Source organism: Dialister sp. UBA1703 (assembly GCA_002320515.1).
Classification (GTDB): Bacteria; Bacillota; Negativicutes; order Veillonellales; family Dialisteraceae; genus Dialister.
The window spans coordinates 1-19032 of the sequence record DCJJ01000045.1 but is presented as its reverse complement, the minus strand read 5'-3'; the positions used below and the strand labels follow the sequence as shown (position 1 = coordinate 19032).

At 52.0% G+C, this 19032-nt stretch carries 19 protein-coding genes and 1 pseudogene; 1 reads left to right on the top strand and 19 read right to left on the bottom strand.

Annotated elements, in window-relative coordinates; all coding sequences use genetic code 11:
* Window positions 1-194: 194 nt before the first annotated feature.
* From hisA to B2Y11_RS02150, 10 genes and pseudogenes are all read right to left on the bottom strand, one after another.
* Window positions 195-911, bottom strand: coding sequence for a 1-(5-phosphoribosyl)-5-[(5-phosphoribosylamino)methylideneamino]imidazole-4-carboxamide isomerase (hisA, locus tag B2Y11_RS02190; RefSeq protein WP_291055605.1), 717 nt, complete (start codon window positions 909-911; stop codon window positions 195-197).
* Window positions 908-1522: an imidazole glycerol phosphate synthase subunit HisH gene (hisH, locus tag B2Y11_RS02185; RefSeq protein ID WP_291055602.1), complete on the bottom strand. Its 615-nt coding sequence runs from the start codon at window positions 1520-1522 to the stop codon at window positions 908-910. Before hisH ends, hisA begins: the two co-directional genes overlap by 4 nt.
* A complete protein-coding gene (hisB, locus tag B2Y11_RS02180; protein WP_291055599.1) occupies window positions 1522-2100 on the bottom strand; it encodes an imidazoleglycerol-phosphate dehydratase HisB in 579 nt (192 codons plus the stop codon). The genes hisH and hisB overlap by 1 nt, the downstream gene beginning before the upstream one ends.
* Window positions 2097-3167: a histidinol-phosphate transaminase gene (gene hisC, locus B2Y11_RS02175; protein WP_291055597.1), complete on the bottom strand. Its 1071-nt coding sequence runs from the start codon at window positions 3165-3167 to the stop codon at window positions 2097-2099. The genes hisB and hisC overlap by 4 nt, the downstream gene beginning before the upstream one ends.
* The gene (gene hisD / locus B2Y11_RS02170) at window positions 3157-4446 is read right to left on the bottom strand and encodes a histidinol dehydrogenase (protein WP_291055594.1); all 1290 of its coding nucleotides are present in this window, start codon (window positions 4444-4446) and stop codon (window positions 3157-3159) included. Before hisD ends, hisC begins: the two co-directional genes overlap by 11 nt.
* 1 nt (window position 4447) lies before the next feature.
* Entirely contained in the window at window positions 4448-5086 is a 639-nt protein-coding gene (gene hisG, locus B2Y11_RS02165; RefSeq protein ID WP_291055591.1) for an ATP phosphoribosyltransferase, read from the bottom strand.
* 1 nt (window position 5087) lies between these two features.
* Entirely contained in the window at window positions 5088-6302 is a 1215-nt protein-coding gene (locus B2Y11_RS02160) for an ATP phosphoribosyltransferase regulatory subunit (protein ID WP_291055588.1), read from the bottom strand.
* Window positions 6303-6623: 321 nt separating this feature from the next.
* A pseudogene (locus B2Y11_RS08760) lies at window positions 6624-6749 on the bottom strand (ATP-binding protein); the annotation flags it as partial.
* Window positions 6750-6874: 125 nt separating this feature from the next.
* Window positions 6875-7585 (bottom strand): hypothetical protein, encoded by a 711-nt coding sequence (locus B2Y11_RS02155; RefSeq protein ID WP_291055585.1) that lies wholly within the window; start codon window positions 7583-7585, stop codon window positions 6875-6877.
* Window positions 7586-7733: 148 nt separating this feature from the next.
* Window positions 7734-8372, bottom strand: coding sequence for a type I restriction-modification system subunit M N-terminal domain-containing protein (locus B2Y11_RS02150; RefSeq protein ID WP_291055582.1), 639 nt, complete (start codon window positions 8370-8372; stop codon window positions 7734-7736).
* 344 nt (window positions 8373-8716) lie between these two features.
* Here B2Y11_RS02150 and B2Y11_RS02145 point away from each other — a divergent pair, with 344 nt between their 5' ends.
* Complete coding sequence (locus tag B2Y11_RS02145; RefSeq protein WP_291055579.1) at window positions 8717-10186, top strand: transposase; 1470 nt, start codon at window positions 8717-8719, stop codon at window positions 10184-10186.
* Between the two features lie 246 nt (window positions 10187-10432).
* Here the strand turns inward: B2Y11_RS02145 and B2Y11_RS02140 are convergent, their stop codons facing one another.
* The 9 genes from B2Y11_RS02140 to rimP form a co-directional block, all read right to left on the bottom strand.
* The gene (locus B2Y11_RS02140) at window positions 10433-11359 is read right to left on the bottom strand and encodes a bifunctional riboflavin kinase/FAD synthetase (RefSeq protein WP_291055576.1); all 927 of its coding nucleotides are present in this window, start codon (window positions 11357-11359) and stop codon (window positions 10433-10435) included.
* A 7-nt stretch (window positions 11360-11366) separates the two neighbouring features.
* Window positions 11367-12218 carry a tRNA pseudouridine(55) synthase TruB gene (gene truB / locus B2Y11_RS02135; RefSeq protein WP_291055573.1) on the bottom strand — a complete coding sequence of 284 codons (852 nt, stop codon included), beginning with the start codon at window positions 12216-12218 and terminating at the stop codon, window positions 11367-11369.
* A complete protein-coding gene (locus B2Y11_RS02130) occupies window positions 12218-13183 on the bottom strand; it encodes a DHH family phosphoesterase (protein WP_291055570.1) in 966 nt (321 codons plus the stop codon). Before B2Y11_RS02130 ends, truB begins: the two co-directional genes overlap by 1 nt.
* Complete coding sequence (gene rbfA / locus B2Y11_RS02125; RefSeq protein ID WP_291055567.1) at window positions 13180-13533, bottom strand: 30S ribosome-binding factor RbfA; 354 nt, start codon at window positions 13531-13533, stop codon at window positions 13180-13182. Before rbfA ends, B2Y11_RS02130 begins: the two co-directional genes overlap by 4 nt.
* A gap of 416 nt (window positions 13534-13949) precedes the next feature.
* Entirely contained in the window at window positions 13950-16502 is a 2553-nt protein-coding gene (gene infB, locus B2Y11_RS02120) for a translation initiation factor IF-2 (RefSeq protein ID WP_291055564.1), read from the bottom strand.
* 17 nt (window positions 16503-16519) lie between these two features.
* Window positions 16520-16810 (bottom strand): L7Ae/L30e/S12e/Gadd45 family ribosomal protein, encoded by a 291-nt coding sequence (locus B2Y11_RS02115; protein ID WP_291055608.1) that lies wholly within the window; start codon window positions 16808-16810, stop codon window positions 16520-16522.
* A 13-nt stretch (window positions 16811-16823) separates the two neighbouring features.
* Window positions 16824-17090, bottom strand: coding sequence for an RNase P modulator RnpM (rnpM, locus tag B2Y11_RS02110; RefSeq protein WP_291055561.1), 267 nt, complete (start codon window positions 17088-17090; stop codon window positions 16824-16826).
* Entirely contained in the window at window positions 17087-18247 is a 1161-nt protein-coding gene (gene nusA / locus B2Y11_RS02105) for a transcription termination factor NusA (protein ID WP_291055558.1), read from the bottom strand. The genes rnpM and nusA overlap by 4 nt, the downstream gene beginning before the upstream one ends.
* A gap of 21 nt (window positions 18248-18268) precedes the next feature.
* The gene (rimP, locus tag B2Y11_RS02100; protein WP_291055555.1) at window positions 18269-18736 is read right to left on the bottom strand and encodes a ribosome maturation factor RimP; all 468 of its coding nucleotides are present in this window, start codon (window positions 18734-18736) and stop codon (window positions 18269-18271) included.
* Window positions 18737-19032 lie beyond the last annotated feature (296 nt).

Genomic DNA, 19032 nt, shown 5'->3' with positions numbered 1-19032 from the left:
AATTAATCAGTGCTTCCCTAGGGAGGCATTAACGACTTGTACCGTAGTACACCCCCTCGCCACTTCGTGGCCTTCTCTCCATGGGAAAGCGTCTCACGAAATTTTCAGTCGCCTTTGGCTCCCTACAAATTTCGTTCGCTTGCCACCCCTGAAAGGGGGCGCAAGGGGTGGGGCAGAGCCGCAAAGCGGCTCCCCTATTCCTGTATCTCCCTGATTTCTTCCATAGTCACTTTTGCCTCATAGAGGGCTTTGCCAGTGATGGCTCCATAGACGCCCATGGCCGAAAGTTTCCGGAGGTCTTCGGCGCCGGAGACGCCGCCGGAGGCGATGAGGCGGATGCCTTCCAGGGCCTGGAGTTTTTTCATCATGTCGAAGTTCGGGCCGGTAAGCATGCCGTCACGGCTGATGTCGGTGTAGATGATGGTGTTCACTCCATGGGTGAGGAGGGTTTCTACGAAGGTCATGACTTTCCGGCTGCTGCCGTCCACCCAGCCGTGGGTGGCGACTTCGTCGCCCTTGGCGTCTACGGATACGGCGATATGGTCCGGGCCGTAGTTATTAGCGGCCTGGATGGCGAAGTAGGGGGAGGCTACGGCTTTGGAGCCGATGATGACGCGGTAGACGCCCATGTCCAGGTAGTCTTTGATGGCTTTTTCTGTACGGATGCCGCCGCCCACTTCGATGGGGATGGTGAGGGCTTCGCACATTTTACGGATGATTTCAATGTTCATGCCGTTTCCCTTGAAGGCGCCGTCCAGGTCTACCACATGAAGGGCTTTAGCCCCTTCGGCTTCCCATTTCAGTGCCATTTTTACAGGGTCGTCGCCGTAGACGGTAAGGTCTTCTTTGCGGCCCTGTTTCAGGCGGACGCAGTGTCCGTCTTCTATATCAATCGCTGGAAATATTTTCATTTCATCAACCACTTTGCTAAACGGTTCCAGATGGCCATGCCTACTTGTCCTGATTTTTCGGGATGGAACTGGAAGCCCAAAACATTGTCCTTCCCCACCACCGCCGGCACGGTGACGCCGTAGTCCGCCGAAGCGATAACGTCTTCCGTATTTCCAGGGGTTTTGTAGTAGGAATGGACGAAATAAACGTAGGAATGAGGGGGAAGGCCTTCCAGCACTTCGTGGGGCCGGTGGATGACCAGCTCATTCCACCCCATGTGGGGCACTTTGAGTTTCCCTTCAGGGAAACGGACGATGCTGCCCGGGAGAAGGCCCAGGGCAGGGATGTGGCCGTTTTCTTCAGATACTTCATAAAGGGCCTGCATGCCAAGGCATATGCCTGACAGTTTCTTGCCCTTTTTCACTTCTTCCCGGATAAGGCCTGAAAGGCCGTAGCCGTCCAGGTGCTCCATGGCATCTTTCATAGCGCCTACGCCGGGAAGGATGAGGGCGGAAGCATTTTTGATTTCTTCCGGGTCCCTTGTCACCACCACGTCCAGGCCGGCGCGGGCGGCGGCCCGCACTACGTTGGCCAGGTTGCCTGCATCGTAATCTATAACTGCTGTTTTCATCAGAGCACCCCTTTGGTCGATAACAGAGCGCCGCCTTCCACGGTAACCGCTTCCTTCAGTGCGTGTCCCAGTCCTTTGAAAAGGGATTCCACCATATGGTGGCCGTTTTCACCGTAGAGGCAGGCCATGTGAAGGTTCATCATGCCGTGCATGGCGAAGGCCAGGAAGAATTCCCTGGTCATTTCCGTTTCAAAGGTGCCGATGCGCTCCACCGGGATTTTCACGTCGTACACGAAGTAGGGACGGCCGGAGAGGTCCAGCACAATGCGGGAGAGGACTTCGTCCATGGGGCAGAAGAAGGTGCCGTAGCGGCGGATGCCTTTCTTGTCTCCCAAGGCCTTCAGCAGGGCATCGCCAAGGGTAATGCCCAGGTCTTCGATGGTATGGTGATTGTCCACTTCCAGATCTCCCTGACAGGAAATGGAAATGTCCATGCCGCTGTGGCAGGCAAGGAGGTTCATCATATGGTCGAAGAATCCGATGCCCGTGGTGCCTTCAAAGCGGCCGGAGCCGTCGATGGAAAGGTTGACGGAAATATCGGTTTCCCCCGTTTTTCTGTGAATGGCTGCCTGTCTCATGAAAGCTCCTTCCGGAATACCTCAAGAAGGGTATCGTCCACGTCCTTTGTGGTTACTGAAATGCGGTAGGCCTCCGGAAGTTCTGCGCTGTTGCGGTAAATCTTCACCAGAATGTCCTTTGCCTTCAGTGCTTTGAAAATTTCTTCATGCTTGTTTTCCACCTGTACCAGAAGGAAATTGGTGCAGGAGGGATATACGGTAAGGCCCGGGATTTTCACCAGTTCGTCGAAGAGGCGGTTTCTTTCCTTTACAATGTCATCCCGCAATTTAAGGATTTCATCCCGATGCTTCAGCACAATGGGTGCAAAGAGCTGGGTGAAGGAGTTCAGGTTATAGGGCGCCTTGATTTTACCGATGGCGTTGATGATTTCTTCATCGGCCACCAGGTAGCCGCAGCGCATGCCCGCCAGGCCGAAGGCTTTGGACAGGGTACGGAGCACCACCAGGTTCGGATATTTACTGATAAGGGACACCACGCTTTCCTTCTGGGCAAATTCCATGTACGCTTCGTCCACGAAGACCAGGTTGTCCGCCGCCTTCAGCACTTCTTCGATGAAAGACGCAGGCAGGAGGTCGCCGGTGGGGTTGTTCGGATTGCAGATTACCGTCATTTTCGGCTGGTATTTCTTCACGGCATCAAGCAGCCCTTCCTTGTCGCGGCGGTAGCCTGCCAGGTCCCGCACCTTGATGGTGGAGGCACCCAGGGTTTCCGCTCCCAGCTCGTACATGTCGAAGGTGGGAGAATGAACGAGAAGGGTGTCGCCGGGGTTCATGAAGGTGCCCAGGAGGTAGGAAATCATTTCATCGCCGCCGTTGCCACAGATAATGTTTTCCGGCCTTGCACCGATGTAGTCAGCCAGAGTTTCCCGAAGGCCATCGGCCATGGGTTTCGGGTAAATCTGGGGTTTGAAAGTATCCAGCGCCTTGATCAGTTCCTGCTTTACCGCCGGAATGGAAAGCACATTGAAATGGTTTTCATTGGCATTAATGACGTGTTTCTCCGCAATGGGAGCCACGAAGTAGGGTTCAAAATCCTTAATCGTATTTCTCAGCCATTCAGTCTTCATCCCGCACCTCCATAGCATGAGCATGGGCGGTGAGCCCTTCTGCTTTGGCAAAAAGCTGTACTTTCTTAGAAATCTTCCGGAATGCTTCTTCGCTGTAGCATTCCACGCTGCTGTGCTTTACGAAATCGTAAACACCAAGGGGCGAGGAGAAGGCAGCGGTGCCGGACGTGGGGAGCGTGTGGTTCGGGCCTGCCATGTAGTCCCCAAGAGGTTCGGATGTATATTTTCCAAGGAAAATAGCGCCGGCATTATAAATGAGGGGCAGGTACTTCTTCGGATCCGGCAGCTCCACCTCCAGGTGTTCCGGTGCGATTTTATTGACAATGTCAAAGCACTGCTCTGCGTCTTTGCAGAGGAAGGCTTTGGCGTACTGGTCCACGGAGCTCTTCATGATTTCATAACGGGAAAGCTCCTTCATCTGCTTTTCCATTTCCTGCTGCACCGCAAGGCCGAACTCTTTATCCGGCGTAATGAGGAATACAGCAGCCCTAGGGTCATGTTCCGCCTGGGACAGGAGGTCGGCGGCAATCCACTTCGGGTTGGCGCTGCCGTCAGCCACGCAGCATACTTCCGACGGGCCCGCAATCATATCAATGCCTACGGTGCCGAAAACAAGGCGCTTAGCCATGGCTACGAAAGCATTGCCGGGGCCTACGATTTTAAACACAGGCTCCACGGTTTCCGTGCCGTAGGCCAGCATGCCGATACCCTGGGCGCCGCCTACTTTGTAGATTTCCTTCACCCCTACCACATAGGCAGCAGCCAGGATGTTGGGATTTACCTTGCCGTCCTTTCCGGGAGGGGTAGCCATGGCCACCGACGGGCAGCCTGCCACCATGGCAGGCACCGTGTCCATAAGGACCGTGGACGGATAAGCAGCCCGGCCGCCGGGTACGTAGACTCCCACACGCTGGATGGGGAGGAATCTTTCTCCCAGTTCCACACCGTCCCTGAAATTCTTGGACCAGGATTTCCGCACCTGTTCCTTATGGAAGGCTTCGATATTTTCCTTTGCTTCCTTCAGTACAGCCAGGAACTCCGGCCCTACTTCCTTCACCGCCTCTTCGATTTCCTCTTCACTCACCCGAAAATCGGCAATATCCACGCCGTCAAATTTCTTCGTGAGAGCCCGGATGGCTTCGTCTCCTCCTTCCCTGACCTGGGTAAGGATGGCGGATACCGCCTTTTCCAGATCGTCAGACAGATTCACATTTCTATTGGTCATGGTCCTCACTTCACGGAGGGTCAGCCCTTTTTCCGGTACTTCAATCCAATCCATGCTATGCCTTCTTTCCGGTGTCAGTCTTGCTGACCACCTGAATAAACTGTTTTAATTCGTCCTGCTTCATCTTATAGGATACCCTGTTGCAGATGAGGCGGGCGGAAAAATCCATGAAATAATCATAGGCCTCCAGTCCGTTTTCACGAAGGGTGGTGCCTGTTTCCACAATATCCACAATCACATCGGAGAGACCCACCAGGGGAGCCAGCTCCACGGAACCGTTCAGCTTGATAATATCAATGGGCTGGAAACGGCCGGCGAAATATTTCCGCGCAATGGAGGGATACTTGGATGCCACGGTGAGAATGCGCTTGTTCATTACATCCTTCTTTCCCTTGATACCGGACACCGCCATGCGGCACTTGCCGATACCCAGGTCAAGGATTTCATACACATCCTCCTCCCCGTCCTCCATGAGCACATCCTTCCCCACAATGCCGGCGTCGGCGGCGCCCCGCCGCACATACACCGTCACATCGGGAGACTTCACCAGGGTCACCCGGATGCGGTCCTTATCGTCTGTAAATATGAGCTTTCTGCTGTCATCGGAATAATCGGGGAAATGATACCCTCCATCAGACAGGCTTTTCATCACTTTCTTGGCAATACGCCCCTTCGCCAGTGCTATATGAAGCATATCAAAGTCCTCCCAGTTTTCTTTCCATTTCCTCTTTCGACAGTTTCTCCTCCCCTGTCAGGAAGAAACCATCCTTATACGATGCTATCATGCGGTAATCGCCGGAGTTGATACGGTTCCCTGCGCTCACACCCAGGACGGAGAACCCTTTATGCCGCCAGTCCATGAGGGTCAGGACCAGATTTCTATCCGCTTCCTCATATACCACTGCCAGGTCGCAGGAAGGAACCTGTGCCTCCAGAAGATCCGCCTCCGCCATGACCTCGTAAAGAAGATTCATATTCATGCCGAAACCGCAGGCCGGCCGGGGCACCTGGAACTGGGCGGCCAGAGAATCATACCGTCCGCCGCTGATGAGGGAATAAAGAGCGCCGTCGGCGTAAATCTTGAACACCATATCCGTATAATACCCCATGTGGGAAGTAAAAGCGAAATCCAGCTGCACCGAATCACTGTACCCTGCCACATCCAGGTACTCATACACCTTTCGGAGCCGGTTAAGCGCCTCCATCATGCCATGATTCAGGCACAGCCCCTCCGCCCGCTTCAGGGTGGATTCATAGTCCCCGAAAAGCCGGGGCAGCTCCAGCAGCACATCCCGCTGGATCTTCGTAATGGGAAGCGTATCCACCAGCCCGTCAAAGGCCACCAGATTCCGTTTCTCCATGTACTCCCGCACCTGGAAAAGCTGCTCCTTCATCAGATGAAGCTCATCAAACAGAGCATCCATATAAGCCACAGTCCCCAGGTCGATACGCATATGGGAAATCCCCACGGACTTCAAAAACTCCGCCGCAATAACCATCACTTCCCCGTCACACTCCGGCGTCTCATCCCCCAGAACCTCTACCCCGCTCTGAAGGAAATACTTCCCGTGGGTGGACTTTCCGTAATACTCACGGAACACCATGGACACATAGCCGAACTTCAGAAGCTGGGAAGCATCGGGATACTCCCGGGCCACCGTCTTCACCAGCGGCACCGTCACATCAGGACGCATCACCAGCACCTCCCCGTCAGGACCGATGGTCTTGATCATCTCCCGCTGCAGCTGGGGGAAATAGGTGCCGTAGGTATCATAATCCTCAAACGTAGGCGTCTGGATGATCTTGCACCCGTGCCGCCTCATGACAGACACCACCGCACTCTCAATGCGGTCAAAATTATTCATTTCCTCTTCATGGACCATTTTCAGGTCATCTATGGTACGAGCCATTTGCGCCCTCCTCTCTTTCTTATGGTTAATACATTACCACGCTAAAGTAAGAAAGTAAAGAGGGCGGGCGGTAAAAATTGTAAAAAAGTAGAAAAAGCTTCCTCTACGGAGTAAGAAGCATCGTTAGGGGGACTAGCCTTTGTGGCTGCTGCGCCCTGATGCTCTGTATCGTAAAATAAAAGGAGCTGTGAAGAAATGAGGATTCATTTCTTCACAGCTCCTTTTTTTGTTGGGCCAACCGGTCTATGGATTCAGAAGTGTGAATGTCAATGAAAAAGTATACATGACCGTGAACTCCTGAACCACTTTGACCGTAAAAAACTACGACTTCCTTTTGCACGCCTTTTGGAAGCGATACAATTCGCCATTCATGTTAAGGATATGGGAGTGATAGGTCAGGAGATCTACCAATGCCGCAACCAGCATGGCATTCTTGAATATCTCGGCCCATTTGAAAAACTAAAGATTAGTCGTGATCATGGGGCTTGTTCGTTCTGAACGTTCGGCTATGACCTTGAAAAGGAGCTCCAATTCATGAATAACCAGTTTACTATCTCTCATATATACTGCTATTATTCAGGCTTTGATCTTTTGAGCGTTATGGATTCACGTCCCTTCTTATAAGTTATTTCGTCCCCTTCTATTTTAACTACTTTCCATGAATCATCTAATACTGGAGATGTCGCTTTAATATAAGCTTCTTCTAGTTCTCGATGAAATTCTCCAAAAATTCTATCCCATTCCTTCTTTCTTCTTTTTTCTTCTTCTTTCTTTCTTCTTTTTTCTTCAATGTGTTTTTTTATATGATCTATAGCACCTTCTTCATTTTCATATTCATTGAACCCAAGCATGTATGAGAAACCCTTTACTGCTCGGCGATAGCAAGGATAGTAAACCGGTTTTCCCTTTCTCACGTCTATATCAACATAGTATTCATTGCCATTATATGTCTCTACTATTTTTATGTCATTCAATATGTGAAAATAATCGTATATTTGATATATGACATCGTTATAAAGATCCTCTTCATCATAATATTCACCAGGTCTAAAATAATGCTTCTCGTCTTCATTATCTATGAAACCAAAATCATAACCAAATATCTTTCTTTCAGATCGTTTTTCCCCTTTTATACATATGATCTTTACTCTTACATAAGTCCTACTTTTACCATACTTCTGCCACAAACTGTAGTCTACTTTCCCAATAACATTCCAACCTAAAGCTTCTGCAAGTTTAGATGCTATTCTTTCTATCATGTTTTCCAACTTTAAGTCTCTCATATTTGCCCCCTTGGTTGCTCAATCAATGTTAACAAGGATTTCCCCTGTGAATAGTCCCCTTTTTCTCCTTTCTTTAGTGAACTTAGTAAAAACTTTGTTTAACTAATGTGTTCACTTTTTAGTATAGGTAAACACATAATCACGCTATTTAATATTGAATCTTTGGTTCATTAATTACATCATAATTTTTGTACATTCTTGAAAAACATAATATGTAGAATTCGCCTCTCTCCTTCTTGGCATTGACTGCAAATTCTCTCAGGAAATACTCATATACATGACCAATCAGGTCCTTTTCTTCCCCAAACTGCTTATGGCTGATCTTGCTCACTTCATCGATCAGTTTTTTGATGTCGTTCGCCCCAAGGTTTCGTGTGGTAAAGGTCCCCTCCACAAAGCAGCCCTTCAACTGTTTGGAGCCTGCCGCAATGCTATGGAGTGCGTTATCCAGTGCTACATTCAGCTTGGGAGCCGGAGTATCGATGATGGTAGACCATCTTGCCTCCGGCGGCAGGTTGTAGGTGCCGTCCGTAAAGGTGGCATCATCAAAGAATGCCGCACGGATATTTTCATCGTCCGGGTCAAGCCCCTGCTCCTGCAAGATCTGGCGGAGTTTCTCTACCCCATCTTCATATTTTTCACCGATGAAACGCAGGAACACCAGCATCAGCATCATATCCCGCTTCTCAAAGAAAGAGCCGGAGTTCCGTGCTCCACGCAGTATGTCTCTACACTTGAAGTGAATCGCATCCAGATTGATGGTCTCCTCCTTCTTTTTCTTCGCCATTTCATTTCCTCCACATCTCCCCGACCATACCCGCCTTCGAGACATGGTAGGGAGAGATCAATTTCTAGTCAATAGGTTCTATCAGCACTCACTATAATGATCTTTGACAAATATTATAGCATAGAGCACACAAGAACACGAAAAAAGGGCTGTGAAATAATAGCTCCATGAACACAAAAAGGGACTTTCGATTTTTGCGAATCAAAAGTCCTTTTTCGTGTTAGAATTTAACTGCAATGAAAAACCTAACTGTATATTATGGTACTCCCAAACAGGGAATTTTAACAGCATTTTTTTCTGAGTGCCTAGATATCACAGATCCGGTTTTCACGTTTGAAAGATTTATGGAGGAAATCGATTTACGCAAATATCTGAGCAAACTCCCTGCTCATAAGTTGGGAAGAATCAGATATAATCCCGTCAATATGTTGAAAACGGTTCTGTTCGGGTTTATGGATGAAGGATGCATCTCTCTCAGAAAGCTGGAAGACAATTGCAAAGTCAATATCCGCTATAAATACCTTATGGACGGTAAATGTCCATCCTATCGGACTTTCGGATATTTCATCAATAATGTCCTGATGAATCAAGCTGAATCGCTCTTTTATGAAATCACCCAGGAAATCATCACCAAAGAGCATGTGGACCTGGACCACCTCTATATCGATGGCTCCAAATTCGAAGCCAATGCCAACAAGTACTCCTGGGTCTGGAAAAAAGGTACGGAGAAGTCGAGATTCCGTCTGTATACCAAAATTTCAGCACTCCTGGAAGAAATCAATGGAATGTTGGGCTGTAGTGGCCTGAAAGTCGAGATCAATTCAGAATATGCTCCTGAATATCTGGAGCTCATCCTGAGCAAACTTCATGAAATCCGGAGCCTGGACGAGGAAAAATTTGTCCATGGCAAAGGGCACCATAAGAGTCCGGAACAGCGGAATTACGAAAAGCTAAAAATGTATCTGCATAAAATTAAGGAATATGGGGAAAAGTTGCGTATCTATGGGGAGAATCGTAACAGCTATTCCAAAACGGATCATTCAGCTACGTTCATGCGGATCAAGAGAGACTACATGGGGAACGACCAGCTGCTGCCGGCATATAACGTCCAAGTTGGCATAGTCGATGAATACATCGCAGTCCTTGACGTAAACCAGTACAGGTCAGATATGGACTGCTTCGTTCTCCTTCTGGAAAAGTTTTATGAGCACCATGGGATATATCCAAAATATCCAGTAGCTGACGCAGGGTATGGTTCATTTAATAACTATCTGTACTGCAGCAAACATGGGATGGAAGCCTGTATGAAATTCCCCATGTTCTTCAAAGAAACGACGGACAAGAAGTATCACGAGGACCCATTCCGTGCCGTCAATTTCAAGACGACGGTGGATGGAGCGCTGCTCTGTCCCAACGGAAAGAAGTTCAAATTCGTCTACAGGAAAAACATTCAAGGCAACCAATATGGCCGTCAGGAAGAAATCTATGAATGTGAGGAATGCAGTGGCTGTCCTTATGCAGAGCGTTGTAAGAAAACACCTCATAACAGACGGATCAGCCTGAATCGTGAACTTACAAAGGTCCATGCTGAAGTCATTGGACGCTTGACAGATACCCGTGGATTTCTGCTGAGGAGGAACCGTGCGATTCAGGCAGAAGGTACTTTCGGAGTGATGAAGAACGATCGGGAATATGACCGGATTGTCCGAAGAGGCATGGATTCAGTGAAAATGGAAGTTTTTCTGGTTTCTATTGGCTTCAAGCTGTACAAATACCATAGGAAGCAACAGGCACATATGGATATAGCAGCTTAATTTTAAAAAGCTGATTTTTTGGGGGAAAGGGGGAAGTATGCCCTTTTCCTCTTGTTTTTTACTACCAGGAGTGAAAAAGGACACAAAAGAAGGAGCTGTGAAGAAATGAATCCTCATTTCTTCACAGCTCCAGCGCCCGAAGGGCGGCGGAGGACAGAGGTATCATTTGAGCAATAGGTATACCACAAAATCTCCGGTATCTTTCAAGGCCATATCGGTCAGGTGAGGCATCTGGCCATCTGACGTCTACCTTCTCTCCAATATCTTCTCCGCCCTCCCTATATCCTTCTGAATCTGTGCCGCCAGTGCTTCCGGCGAGGGAAAGCGGATTTCGCCGCGGATTCTTTCCACCCATTCCAGGGTAAAGGATTTTCCATAAATATTGCTGTCGAAGTGGAAGATGAAGGTTTCTATGGTTCTTTCCTTGGCCTGGAAGGTGGGGTTTTTGCCTATGTTAGTAATGGCAGGGTATTTCTTTCCATCTATGATGGCGAAGGTGGCGTAGACGCCGTCGGCGGGGAGGACGCGGTCTTCGGTGAAGGAGAGGTTGGCGGTAGGAAAGCCCAGGACTTCATGGCCCCGCCGGAAGCCGTGGACTACGTCGCCGGTGATGGTGTAGTTCCGTCCCAGGAGGCGGGCGGCCTTTGTCATATCACCGCTTTGGATGAGGCGGCGGATGGCGGTGCTGGAGATGGTGTCGTTTCCTTCTTCCTCCAGCCGCACCACTTCCACCGGGATTCCCCTTGTCTCAAGGCCCTCTTTGAGAAGGGCGCTGCTTCCTTTGGCGCCCCTGCCGAAGGTGAAGTTTTCGCCTGCTGCAAGGCCGGAGAGGCCGGGGATGGCCTCCAGGGTTTCCATGAATTCTTCCGGCGATTCCGCCAGAAATTTTTCGTCAGGCTTATAGAAGATGACGAAATCCATGCCTGCTTTTTCCATGGAAGCTGCTTTTTCTTCCCTGCTCTGGAGAAGGGGCACGTGCCTGGAGGGCGCGATGACTGTCATGGGATGGGGCCAGAAGGTGAGGACGCCAGGGATGGCTCCCGTTTTTTCCGCCAGCCTGCCGGCGGCGCGGAAGACTTCCCGATGGCCCAGATGGCAGCCGTCGAAGAAGCCCAGGGCCAGCACGATTTTTTTGTTTTTGGGAAGGTCTTCCCATGAATCAATGATTTCCATAATCGCCTCAGGAAAAAACTTTTTTCGGATGAATTATGTTTTTGGAAATGGACGCGATGCCCAGAAAACGGGTGCCGCAGAAGGCGGCGGCTGCTTTTCGGTCTTCTCCATGGAAGCGGAGCCTTTTCCCCTGGAGGAAATCAGCTCCTTCCTTTTCCGAAAGTTCCAGGGCCGGCAGGGCGGAAAGGACGGGATGGAGGTCGGAAATCACCGCTCCTTCCGGATCCTTTTCGATTTCTTCCAGTGTCCGGGCGTCTTTCAGGGAAAAGGGGCCCATTTCCGTTCTGGTAAGGGCGCACATGGTGAGGAGGCAGCCCGCTTCTTTTCCCAGATCCCGCCCCAGGGCGCGGATGTAGGTGCCGGCGGAGCAGGTGACGGTCATGGAAAGGAAGGGCGGCGCGATTTCTGTGATTTCCAGCTCATAAATGGTGACCGGCCGGGCAGGAAGTTCCACTTTCTTCCCCTCCCTGGCCAGCTTGTAGGCCCGCTCTCCATTCACCTTCAAAGCGGAGTAGCTGGAGGGCACCTGCATAATGGGGCCCCGGAATTTTTCCGCCGCCCTTTCAAAGACAGAGAGGTCTTCGGGAATGGGGCCTTCTTCCACCACGGTGCCGGTCATGTCTTCCGTGTCCGTGGCAAGGCCCATTTGAAATCGGGCTTCGTAGGTTTTGGTATGGATGGGAGCATACTCGATGAGCCGGGCCGCCCGTCCCAGAAAGACGGGAAGCACCCCCTCCGCCATAGGGTCCAGGGTGCCGCCGTGGCCGATTTTCTTCTGGTGGTAAATCTTCCGGAGCCTGGCGATGACGTCGAAGGAAGTCCAGTCTTTGGGCTTCACCACATTGATGACGCCGTCCATCAGATATATTTCTCCGCAGCCTTCACGAAGAGGGGCTCTGCGTCTTCAAAGCTTTCATGAATGGTGCAGCCGGAAGCCTTCCAGTGGCCGCCGCCGCCGAATTCCGCCGCCAGGTCGCCTACATTGGCATGTTCCGTGGAACGCAGGGAAATCCTTGTTTCCTTTTCCCCCTTGTACTTGAAGAGGGCCGCAATCTGGCAGCCCCGGATGCTGCGGGGAATGGAGGCGTAGAAATCGGAGTTTTCGCCGTCCAGCTCCATGGCTTCCTTCCCCATGTAGGCGATGACGATCTGCCCGTCATGGTAGGAATGGACCGTACCTGCCACCAGCTGGTAGCATTTCATGGCTTCCTCCGTCTTCTCATCCAGCCTGTTGGCAATGTAGTCCGGCTTGGCGCCCATGGCCACCAGCCGGCTGGCCATGAGAAGGGTATGGGCGGAGGTGCAGGAAAACTTGAAGAAACCGCTGTCCGTGCCGATGGCCATGTAGAGGGCGTTGCAGGTGTCCTCGTCCATGGAAATCCCGGCGTCGAAGAACATTTCCGCCATCATTTCCGCAGTGGCAGCGTACTTGTACTGGAGGTAGAGGTAGTCGGTGTAACGCTCATTGGACCGGTGATGGTCGATGCAGAGGCTGTCTACATCGGGGAAATCGAAATTCCCGCCGCGCTCCAGATTTCCCAGATCCGTAAACACCAGGGCATCGTAATCCTTCCCCTCCGGCATTTCCGTATGCACAAGGGCGGAGGTTTTGATAAGGCGGTACACCTGGGGCACCGGATCCGGCAGCAGGATGTCCGCCTCCTTCCCCAACTGCACCAGTACATTGTGGAGGGCGCAGATGGAACCTACATCGTCTCCATCGGGATGCTCGTGGCCCACCAGAAGGAAGCGGTGATGGTTCATCAGGAAATCCCAGGCTTCCTTCTTCCCGATTTCCTTCGCATGATTCAAACCAAGGCTCATTCTTCGTCCTCCTTATGAATCTTCTTCAAAAGGCCGTCAATATGCATGCCGTAGTCCAAGGATTTGTCCTCTGCAAAGGAAACCTCCGGCGTATAGTAAATCTTCAGCCGCTGGCCCAGCTCTCGGCGCACAAAGCCCTTCCCCTTGTTCAGCGCTTCCAGAGAAGCCTTCTTCTCCTCGTCGCTGCCGAAAAGGGACACATAAATCTTCGCCTCCCGCAGATCGCCGGTCACCTCCACACCGGTTACCGTCACAAAGCCGATGCGTGGATCCTTCAAATCATGGAGGAGCATATTGCTTACTTCCTGCTTGATAAATTCCTGTATTTTCCGTACTCGTAATTCAGACATGGGTTTCACCTCACGTTTTTATAAAAATATCCGCCTTCTATGCAGTTGGATAAAGGCGGATACGATGAAATCATTATATGTGTGGGGCCTTGCGGCCCCGGGTTCAGAAGGTTCAGAGGGTTCTGCCTGCCTTCGGCAGGCGGGTTCAAAGGGGAAGGTATCGCCTATCGGCAATGAGTTTTACATGCAGCCTGAGGCGGCAGCGCTGCCAAAGGCTGCGAAAACCGCAAAACCGGGCATTTCCCTCGCCCGCAGGGCGGTTGTATGGTTTTCCCACGGGCGAAGCCCGGTAGTAAAGGTTTTACCATAATGGCGCCTTCAATTATTTTAAGGCACCACCACCCTATGAACCTTTTGAACCAGCCTGCTTTCAGCGGGCCAAACCCTTTGAACCCTCACGCCCGAAGGGCGTGTCCTTACTTCAGTTCAGCAGCTTCTTCTTTCAGTTCGAAGGCTTCCAGCTGGTCTCCTTCTTTTACGTCGCGGTAGCTGTCGATGGAGATGCCGCATTCGTAGCCTGCTGCCACTTCTTTGACGTCATCCTTGAAGCGGCGGAGGGAGTTGATCTTGCCTTCGTGGATTACGATGCCGTCACGGATAAGGCGGAGCTGGCAGTTGCTGGTGATCTTGCCGTCCTGTACGTAGGAGCCGGCAACGATGACTTTCGGGGTATGGATGACCTGGCGGACTTCCGCATGACCCAGGAGGACTTCCCGGATGGTGGGGGAGAGCATGCCGGCCATAGCGGCTTTCACATCGTCGATGCAGTCGTAGATGACGCGGTAGAGGCGGATGTCTACGCCGTCTTTTTCGGCCATGGCTCTGGCGTTGGCGTCAGGACGGACGTTGAAGCCGATGATGAGGGCGTGGGAAGCGGAGGCCAGCATGACGTCGGACTCGTTGATGGCGCCTACGGCAGAGTGGACGATGGAGATGCGGACTTCTTCGCTCTTGATGCCCTGGAGGGACTGTACCAGTGCTTCTACGGAGCCCTGGACATCGGCTTTGATGATGATATCCAGTTCCTTCATTTCCCCTTCCTTAATCTTTTCGAAGATGTTGTCCAGGGTGACTTTCTGTACGTTTCTCTGTTCTTCTTCCTTGGCCTTGGATGCCCGGAGTTCAGCGATGGCTCTGGCTTTCTTTTCATCCATCACGTAGAAATGGTCGCCTGCTTCCGGTACGCTATCCATGCCCAGGATTTCAGCCGGTGCGGAGGGTTCTGCATTCTTCAGCTTTCTTCCGTTTTCATTGGTCATGGCGCGGACACGGCCCCAGCTCTTGCCGGCCAGGATGCCGTCGCCTACATGGAGGGTACCGTTCTGCACGAGGACGCTCATGACGGGGCCTCTTCCCTTATCCAGCTGGGCTTCGACTACGACGCCGTAGGCTTCGCGGTTCGGATTGGCTTTCAGTTCCTGCATTTCTGCTACCAGCAGGATGTTTTCCAGAAGGTCGTCCAGGCCGATTTTTTTCTTGGCGGAAATAGGGGTCATAATGACATCGCCGCCCCAGTCTTCAGCCAAAAGGCCTTCCTTGGACAGTTCTTCCTTGATACGGTCCGGGTTGGCGCCGGGTTTATCGATTTTATTGATGGCTACCATAATGGGCACGCCTGCATTCTTGGCGTGGTGGATAGCTTCGATGGTCTGGGGCATAACGCCGTCGTCCGCTGCTACGATGAGGACCGCAATATCGGTGATCTGGGCACCTCTGGAACGCATGGCGGTGAAGGCTTCATGGCCCGGAGTATCCAGGAATGTGATCTTATGTCCCTTGTAGCGGATCTGGTAGGCGCCGATGCGCTGGGTAATGCCGCCGGCTTCGTGCATGGCCACATTGGTCTGGCGGAGGGCGTCCAGCAGGGTGGTCTTGCCGTGGTCTACATGGCCCATGATGGTAACCACTGCCGGTCTGGGCTTGAGGAAACGGGGATCATCGGGAGCGGGGATGTATTCGGTGGGATCTGCGGCAGCTTCCGCTTCCTTCAGGGTAACGCCGAATTCTTCCGCCAGGATTTCGATGGTGTCTCTGTCCAGGTTCTGGTTGATGGTGGCCATGACGCCGTCCATCATCAGGTGTTTGATGATTTCGCTTACTTCGCGGCCGAAAAGTTCTGCCAGTTCCTTTACGGTCACGCTGGGCGGCAGTTCCACTTCCGTAGGATAGGAAACGGCCTTCTTTTCAGACATATGCTTTTTCTTCTTGTTCTGGTTGAGGGATCTGGCCATGAGGGAGCCGCCTTCCTTTTCCCTGCGGCTTCTTTCCCAGTCCTTCTTTGTCTTCTTCTTCGCCGGTTTTTCCCTTCTCTGTGCGGGAGCCGGAGTTTCTTCCACAGGCGCAGCCGCTGTCGGACGGTTATTCCGGTCATTTCTCCTGTCCTGGTTCGGACGGCCGTTTCTGTCCTGGCGCTGGCCCTTGTCATTTCTGTTTTCGCTGCGGTCGTTTCTGGAAGGCCTGCCATTTTCGTGGCCATTTCTTCCGTCCCTTCCGGAGCGGTCATTCCGGTCGCCTCTGCCCTGGCGGTCATTTCTTCCGTCCCGCGGGCTCTCCCGTCTTTCCTCTTTATTCCGGTTTTCCTTCTTTTCCGCCTTCGGTGCCTGCTTCGGTTCCTCATGGGCCGGAGCCTTCACTTCCGCCGGCTTTTCTGCCTTCGGCGCTTCCACTTTGGGAGCGGGCTTCGGTTCTTCCGGCACTTCGAAGGAGGAGTAGGACTTCCGTCCCGTTTCCTGTCTCTTCCTATCCGTAGGACGGCCCTGCTGGTCGAAACGGACAGTCCGCATAGCCGGCCGCTTTGCCGGTTTCTTCCTGGCGGAAAATTCCTTTTCAAGGATGGCGCAGCCATTGTCATCCACACCGCTCAGACGGCTGTTCACATCCACATTGTGGCTTTTCAGTACATCCAGTACCTCTTTATCTGTTTTGCCATACTGTCTGGCTAATTCATATACTCTCTTCTTTTTCTGCATAAGCAGCCTCCCAACCTTTATGATTTCCGGTGGTCAATCTTCTCTGCGATTGCCCTGCCGAATCCTTTATCTGTAATCAGCGCCGCCGTCCTGACCCCTTTGCCCAGGGCCTGTCCCAGCCTTTCCTTCTCGCCGAAAAGGCGGCAGGAAATATGGAACCGCCCGGCGGCTTTTGTATATTCATCCTTTGTGCGCGGGGAGCTGTCTTCTGTAACAATCAGCAGGACACCCTGCCCTTTCTTCAGTCCTTCCGACACCTGTTCATTCCCGGAAAGCAGTCTTCCTGCTTTCATGCAAAGGCCAAGCATCCTGTAAATCGGTTCATCCATTTTCAATCTGTGCTTTCAGTGCTTCATACACATCTTTGGAAACCGGACGCTTCAGCGATTTTTCCAGTCCGTGGTTCTCATAGGCCTTGTTGAAGCAGTCCATGCTGTCGCACACATACACGCCCCGGCCCGATTTCTTGCCCGTCCTGTCCAGCTCGATCACCCCTGTAGGGAGCACCACGATGCGGACCAGTTCCTTCTTGGGCCTCAATTCCTTGCAGCCCACGCACATGCGCATGGGAATCTTTTTTGCCTTCATTCCTTATCCTCCTGCGCTTCCTCTGCTGCCGGAGCCTCAGCATCGCCGCCGGTTTCGATATCTCCCAGGATATCGTCATCTTCCTCTTCAGCCGCCTGGCCGAAGCCCTCTTCCTTCGCCTGGGTTTCGCTCTTGATATCGATCTTCCAGCCTGTCAGCTTCGCAGCCAGCCTTGCATTCTGGCCTGCCTTGCCGATGGCCAGGGACAACTGGTAATCAGGAACAATGACGTAGGACGACTTTTCCTCTTCCCATACGGAAACGGAAATCACCTTCGCCGGAGACAGGGCATTGGCGATATACACAGCAGGATCCTCATCCCAGCGGACGATATCGATTTTCTCATCATGAAGCTCGTTCACAATGTTCTGCACCCTCTGGCCCTTCGGTCCTACGCAGGCGCCGACCGGATCCACATTGGGGTCCATGGCGTAAACGGCGATCTTGGAGCGGGAGCCCGCTTCCCGGACCACGCTCTTGATTTCCACCGTGCCGCTGTAGATTTCCGGCACCTCCAGCTCAAAGAGCCGCTTCAAGAGTCCCGGATGGGTTCTGGACAGAATGATTTCCGGACCCTTCGTGGTCTTTCTCACTTCCAGCACATAGCACTTGATCTTGTCATTGGGATGGAACTCCTCCCCTTCGATCTGTTCCGCAAAGGGAAGAATCCCTTCCACACGGCCCAGATCCACGAAAATGGTGCGGGACTCGCTCCATTTCACAGTGCCCGTAATCACATCACCCTCGCGGCCGGAGAACTCATCATAAATGGAGCCCCTCTCCGCCTCACGCAGCTTCTGGATCATCACCTGCTTGGCAGTCTGGGCAGCCACACGGCCGAAATTCTTCGGTGTCACCTCAATGCGGAGCATATCACCCGCTTCATAGGTCTTATCGATCTTCTTCGCATCGGCCACAGTGATTTCATTGATGGCATTTTCAGCCAGCGGATCGATTTCCTCCACCACCGTCTTTTCCTCATAAATATGGTAATCCCCGGTCTCCCGGTTCAGAGTGACAGAAGTCTTCGCATTGCTGCCGCTCTCCTTCTTGTACGCCGTCAGCAGAACCATTTCCAGCGCATCAAAAACGATCTTCTCGTCTACCTTCTTCGCCTTCACCAGGCCCTTGATTGCTTCGATTAAATCCAAATTCACGATGACTATTCCCTCCCGGAACTAAAATGAAAAATGCAGTCTCACCTGCGAAATCTTATCTCTCTCTAAAGAAATCCGGCCGTCCTCCGTCTCCAGAAGAAGAGCTCCATCCTCGCCAAGGCCGAGCAGCCTGGCAGTAAAAGCCTTCACCTTCGTCCCCTCCAGAGGAGCAAAGAGCTTCACATCCACATCCTCACCGGCATAGCGAATGAAATCCCTGTCCTTCTTCAGCACACGGTCAAGACCAGGAGACGAAACCTCAAGCATGTAATTATCCGGAATCAAATCCGCCTCGTCCAAAAGCGCTCCGGCCCTCTCGCTCACCGTCTGGCAGTCGTTCAAATCCACGCCGCCCTCCTTGTCGATGTAAATGCGGAGAATCCAATTTCTCTCACACACATACTCCACATCCACAAGCTCCAGACCATCAGCCTCCAAACGAGACTCCAGCAGCTTCTCCACTGCCTCTTCCACATCCCTGCGCGCCATATGCCCTCCCTTAAGGAAACGAAGATACAACGAAATAGAACTTCACTAATAAGAAAGAGTGAGCCGAAGCTCACTCCACAGGAAACTCTATACACACACTTACGGTTTGATTATATCACATATTGTAAAGAGAGGCAATAAGGGGGGGCGTGCCCATGGACACGCCTGTGGGACTCCCCCTCCTATTGTCCCCCGCCTGCCGGATTTTCTCCCCTCTTATTGTCCCCTCCCGCTTGCAGGGGGAAGGTGGTGCGTTAGCACCAAAGGGGGGCGGGCCTTTGGCCCCGAAGGTTGTA

Coding starts and splice junctions, on each gene's coding strand:
- hisA (WP_291055605.1), bottom strand. CDS start 911: ATGAAAATATTTCCAGCGATTGATATAGAAGACGGACACTGCGTCCGC.
- hisH (WP_291055602.1), bottom strand. CDS start 1,522: ATGAAAACAGCAGTTATAGATTACGATGCAGGCAACCTGGCCAACGTA.
- hisB (WP_291055599.1), bottom strand. CDS start 2,100: ATGAGACAGGCAGCCATTCACAGAAAAACGGGGGAAACCGATATTTCC.
- hisC (WP_291055597.1), bottom strand. CDS start 3,167: ATGAAGACTGAATGGCTGAGAAATACGATTAAGGATTTTGAACCCTAC.
- hisD (WP_291055594.1), bottom strand. CDS start 4,446: ATGGATTGGATTGAAGTACCGGAAAAAGGGCTGACCCTCCGTGAAGTG.
- hisG (WP_291055591.1), bottom strand. CDS start 5,086: ATGCTTCATATAGCACTGGCGAAGGGGCGTATTGCCAAGAAAGTGATG.
- B2Y11_RS02160 (WP_291055588.1), bottom strand. CDS start 6,302: ATGGCTCGTACCATAGATGACCTGAAAATGGTCCATGAAGAGGAAATG.
- B2Y11_RS02155 (WP_291055585.1), bottom strand. CDS start 7,585: ATGAGAGACTTAAAGTTGGAAAACATGATAGAAAGAATAGCATCTAAA.
- B2Y11_RS02150 (WP_291055582.1), bottom strand. CDS start 8,372: ATGGCGAAGAAAAAGAAGGAGGAGACCATCAATCTGGATGCGATTCAC.
- B2Y11_RS02145 (WP_291055579.1), top strand. CDS start 8,717: ATGGAGGAAATCGATTTACGCAAATATCTGAGCAAACTCCCTGCTCAT.
- B2Y11_RS02140 (WP_291055576.1), bottom strand. CDS start 11,359: ATGGAAATCATTGATTCATGGGAAGACCTTCCCAAAAACAAAAAAATC.
- truB (WP_291055573.1), bottom strand. CDS start 12,218: ATGGACGGCGTCATCAATGTGGTGAAGCCCAAAGACTGGACTTCCTTC.
- B2Y11_RS02130 (WP_291055570.1), bottom strand. CDS start 13,183: ATGAGCCTTGGTTTGAATCATGCGAAGGAAATCGGGAAGAAGGAAGCC.
- rbfA (WP_291055567.1), bottom strand. CDS start 13,533: ATGTCTGAATTACGAGTACGGAAAATACAGGAATTTATCAAGCAGGAA.
- infB (WP_291055564.1), bottom strand. CDS start 16,502: ATGCAGAAAAAGAAGAGAGTATATGAATTAGCCAGACAGTATGGCAAA.
- B2Y11_RS02115 (WP_291055608.1), bottom strand. CDS start 16,810: ATGCTTGGCCTTTGCATGAAAGCAGGAAGACTGCTTTCCGGGAATGAA.
- rnpM (WP_291055561.1), bottom strand. CDS start 17,090: ATGAAGGCAAAAAAGATTCCCATGCGCATGTGCGTGGGCTGCAAGGAA.
- rimP (WP_291055555.1), bottom strand. CDS start 18,736: ATGGCGCGCAGGGATGTGGAAGAGGCAGTGGAGAAGCTGCTGGAGTCT.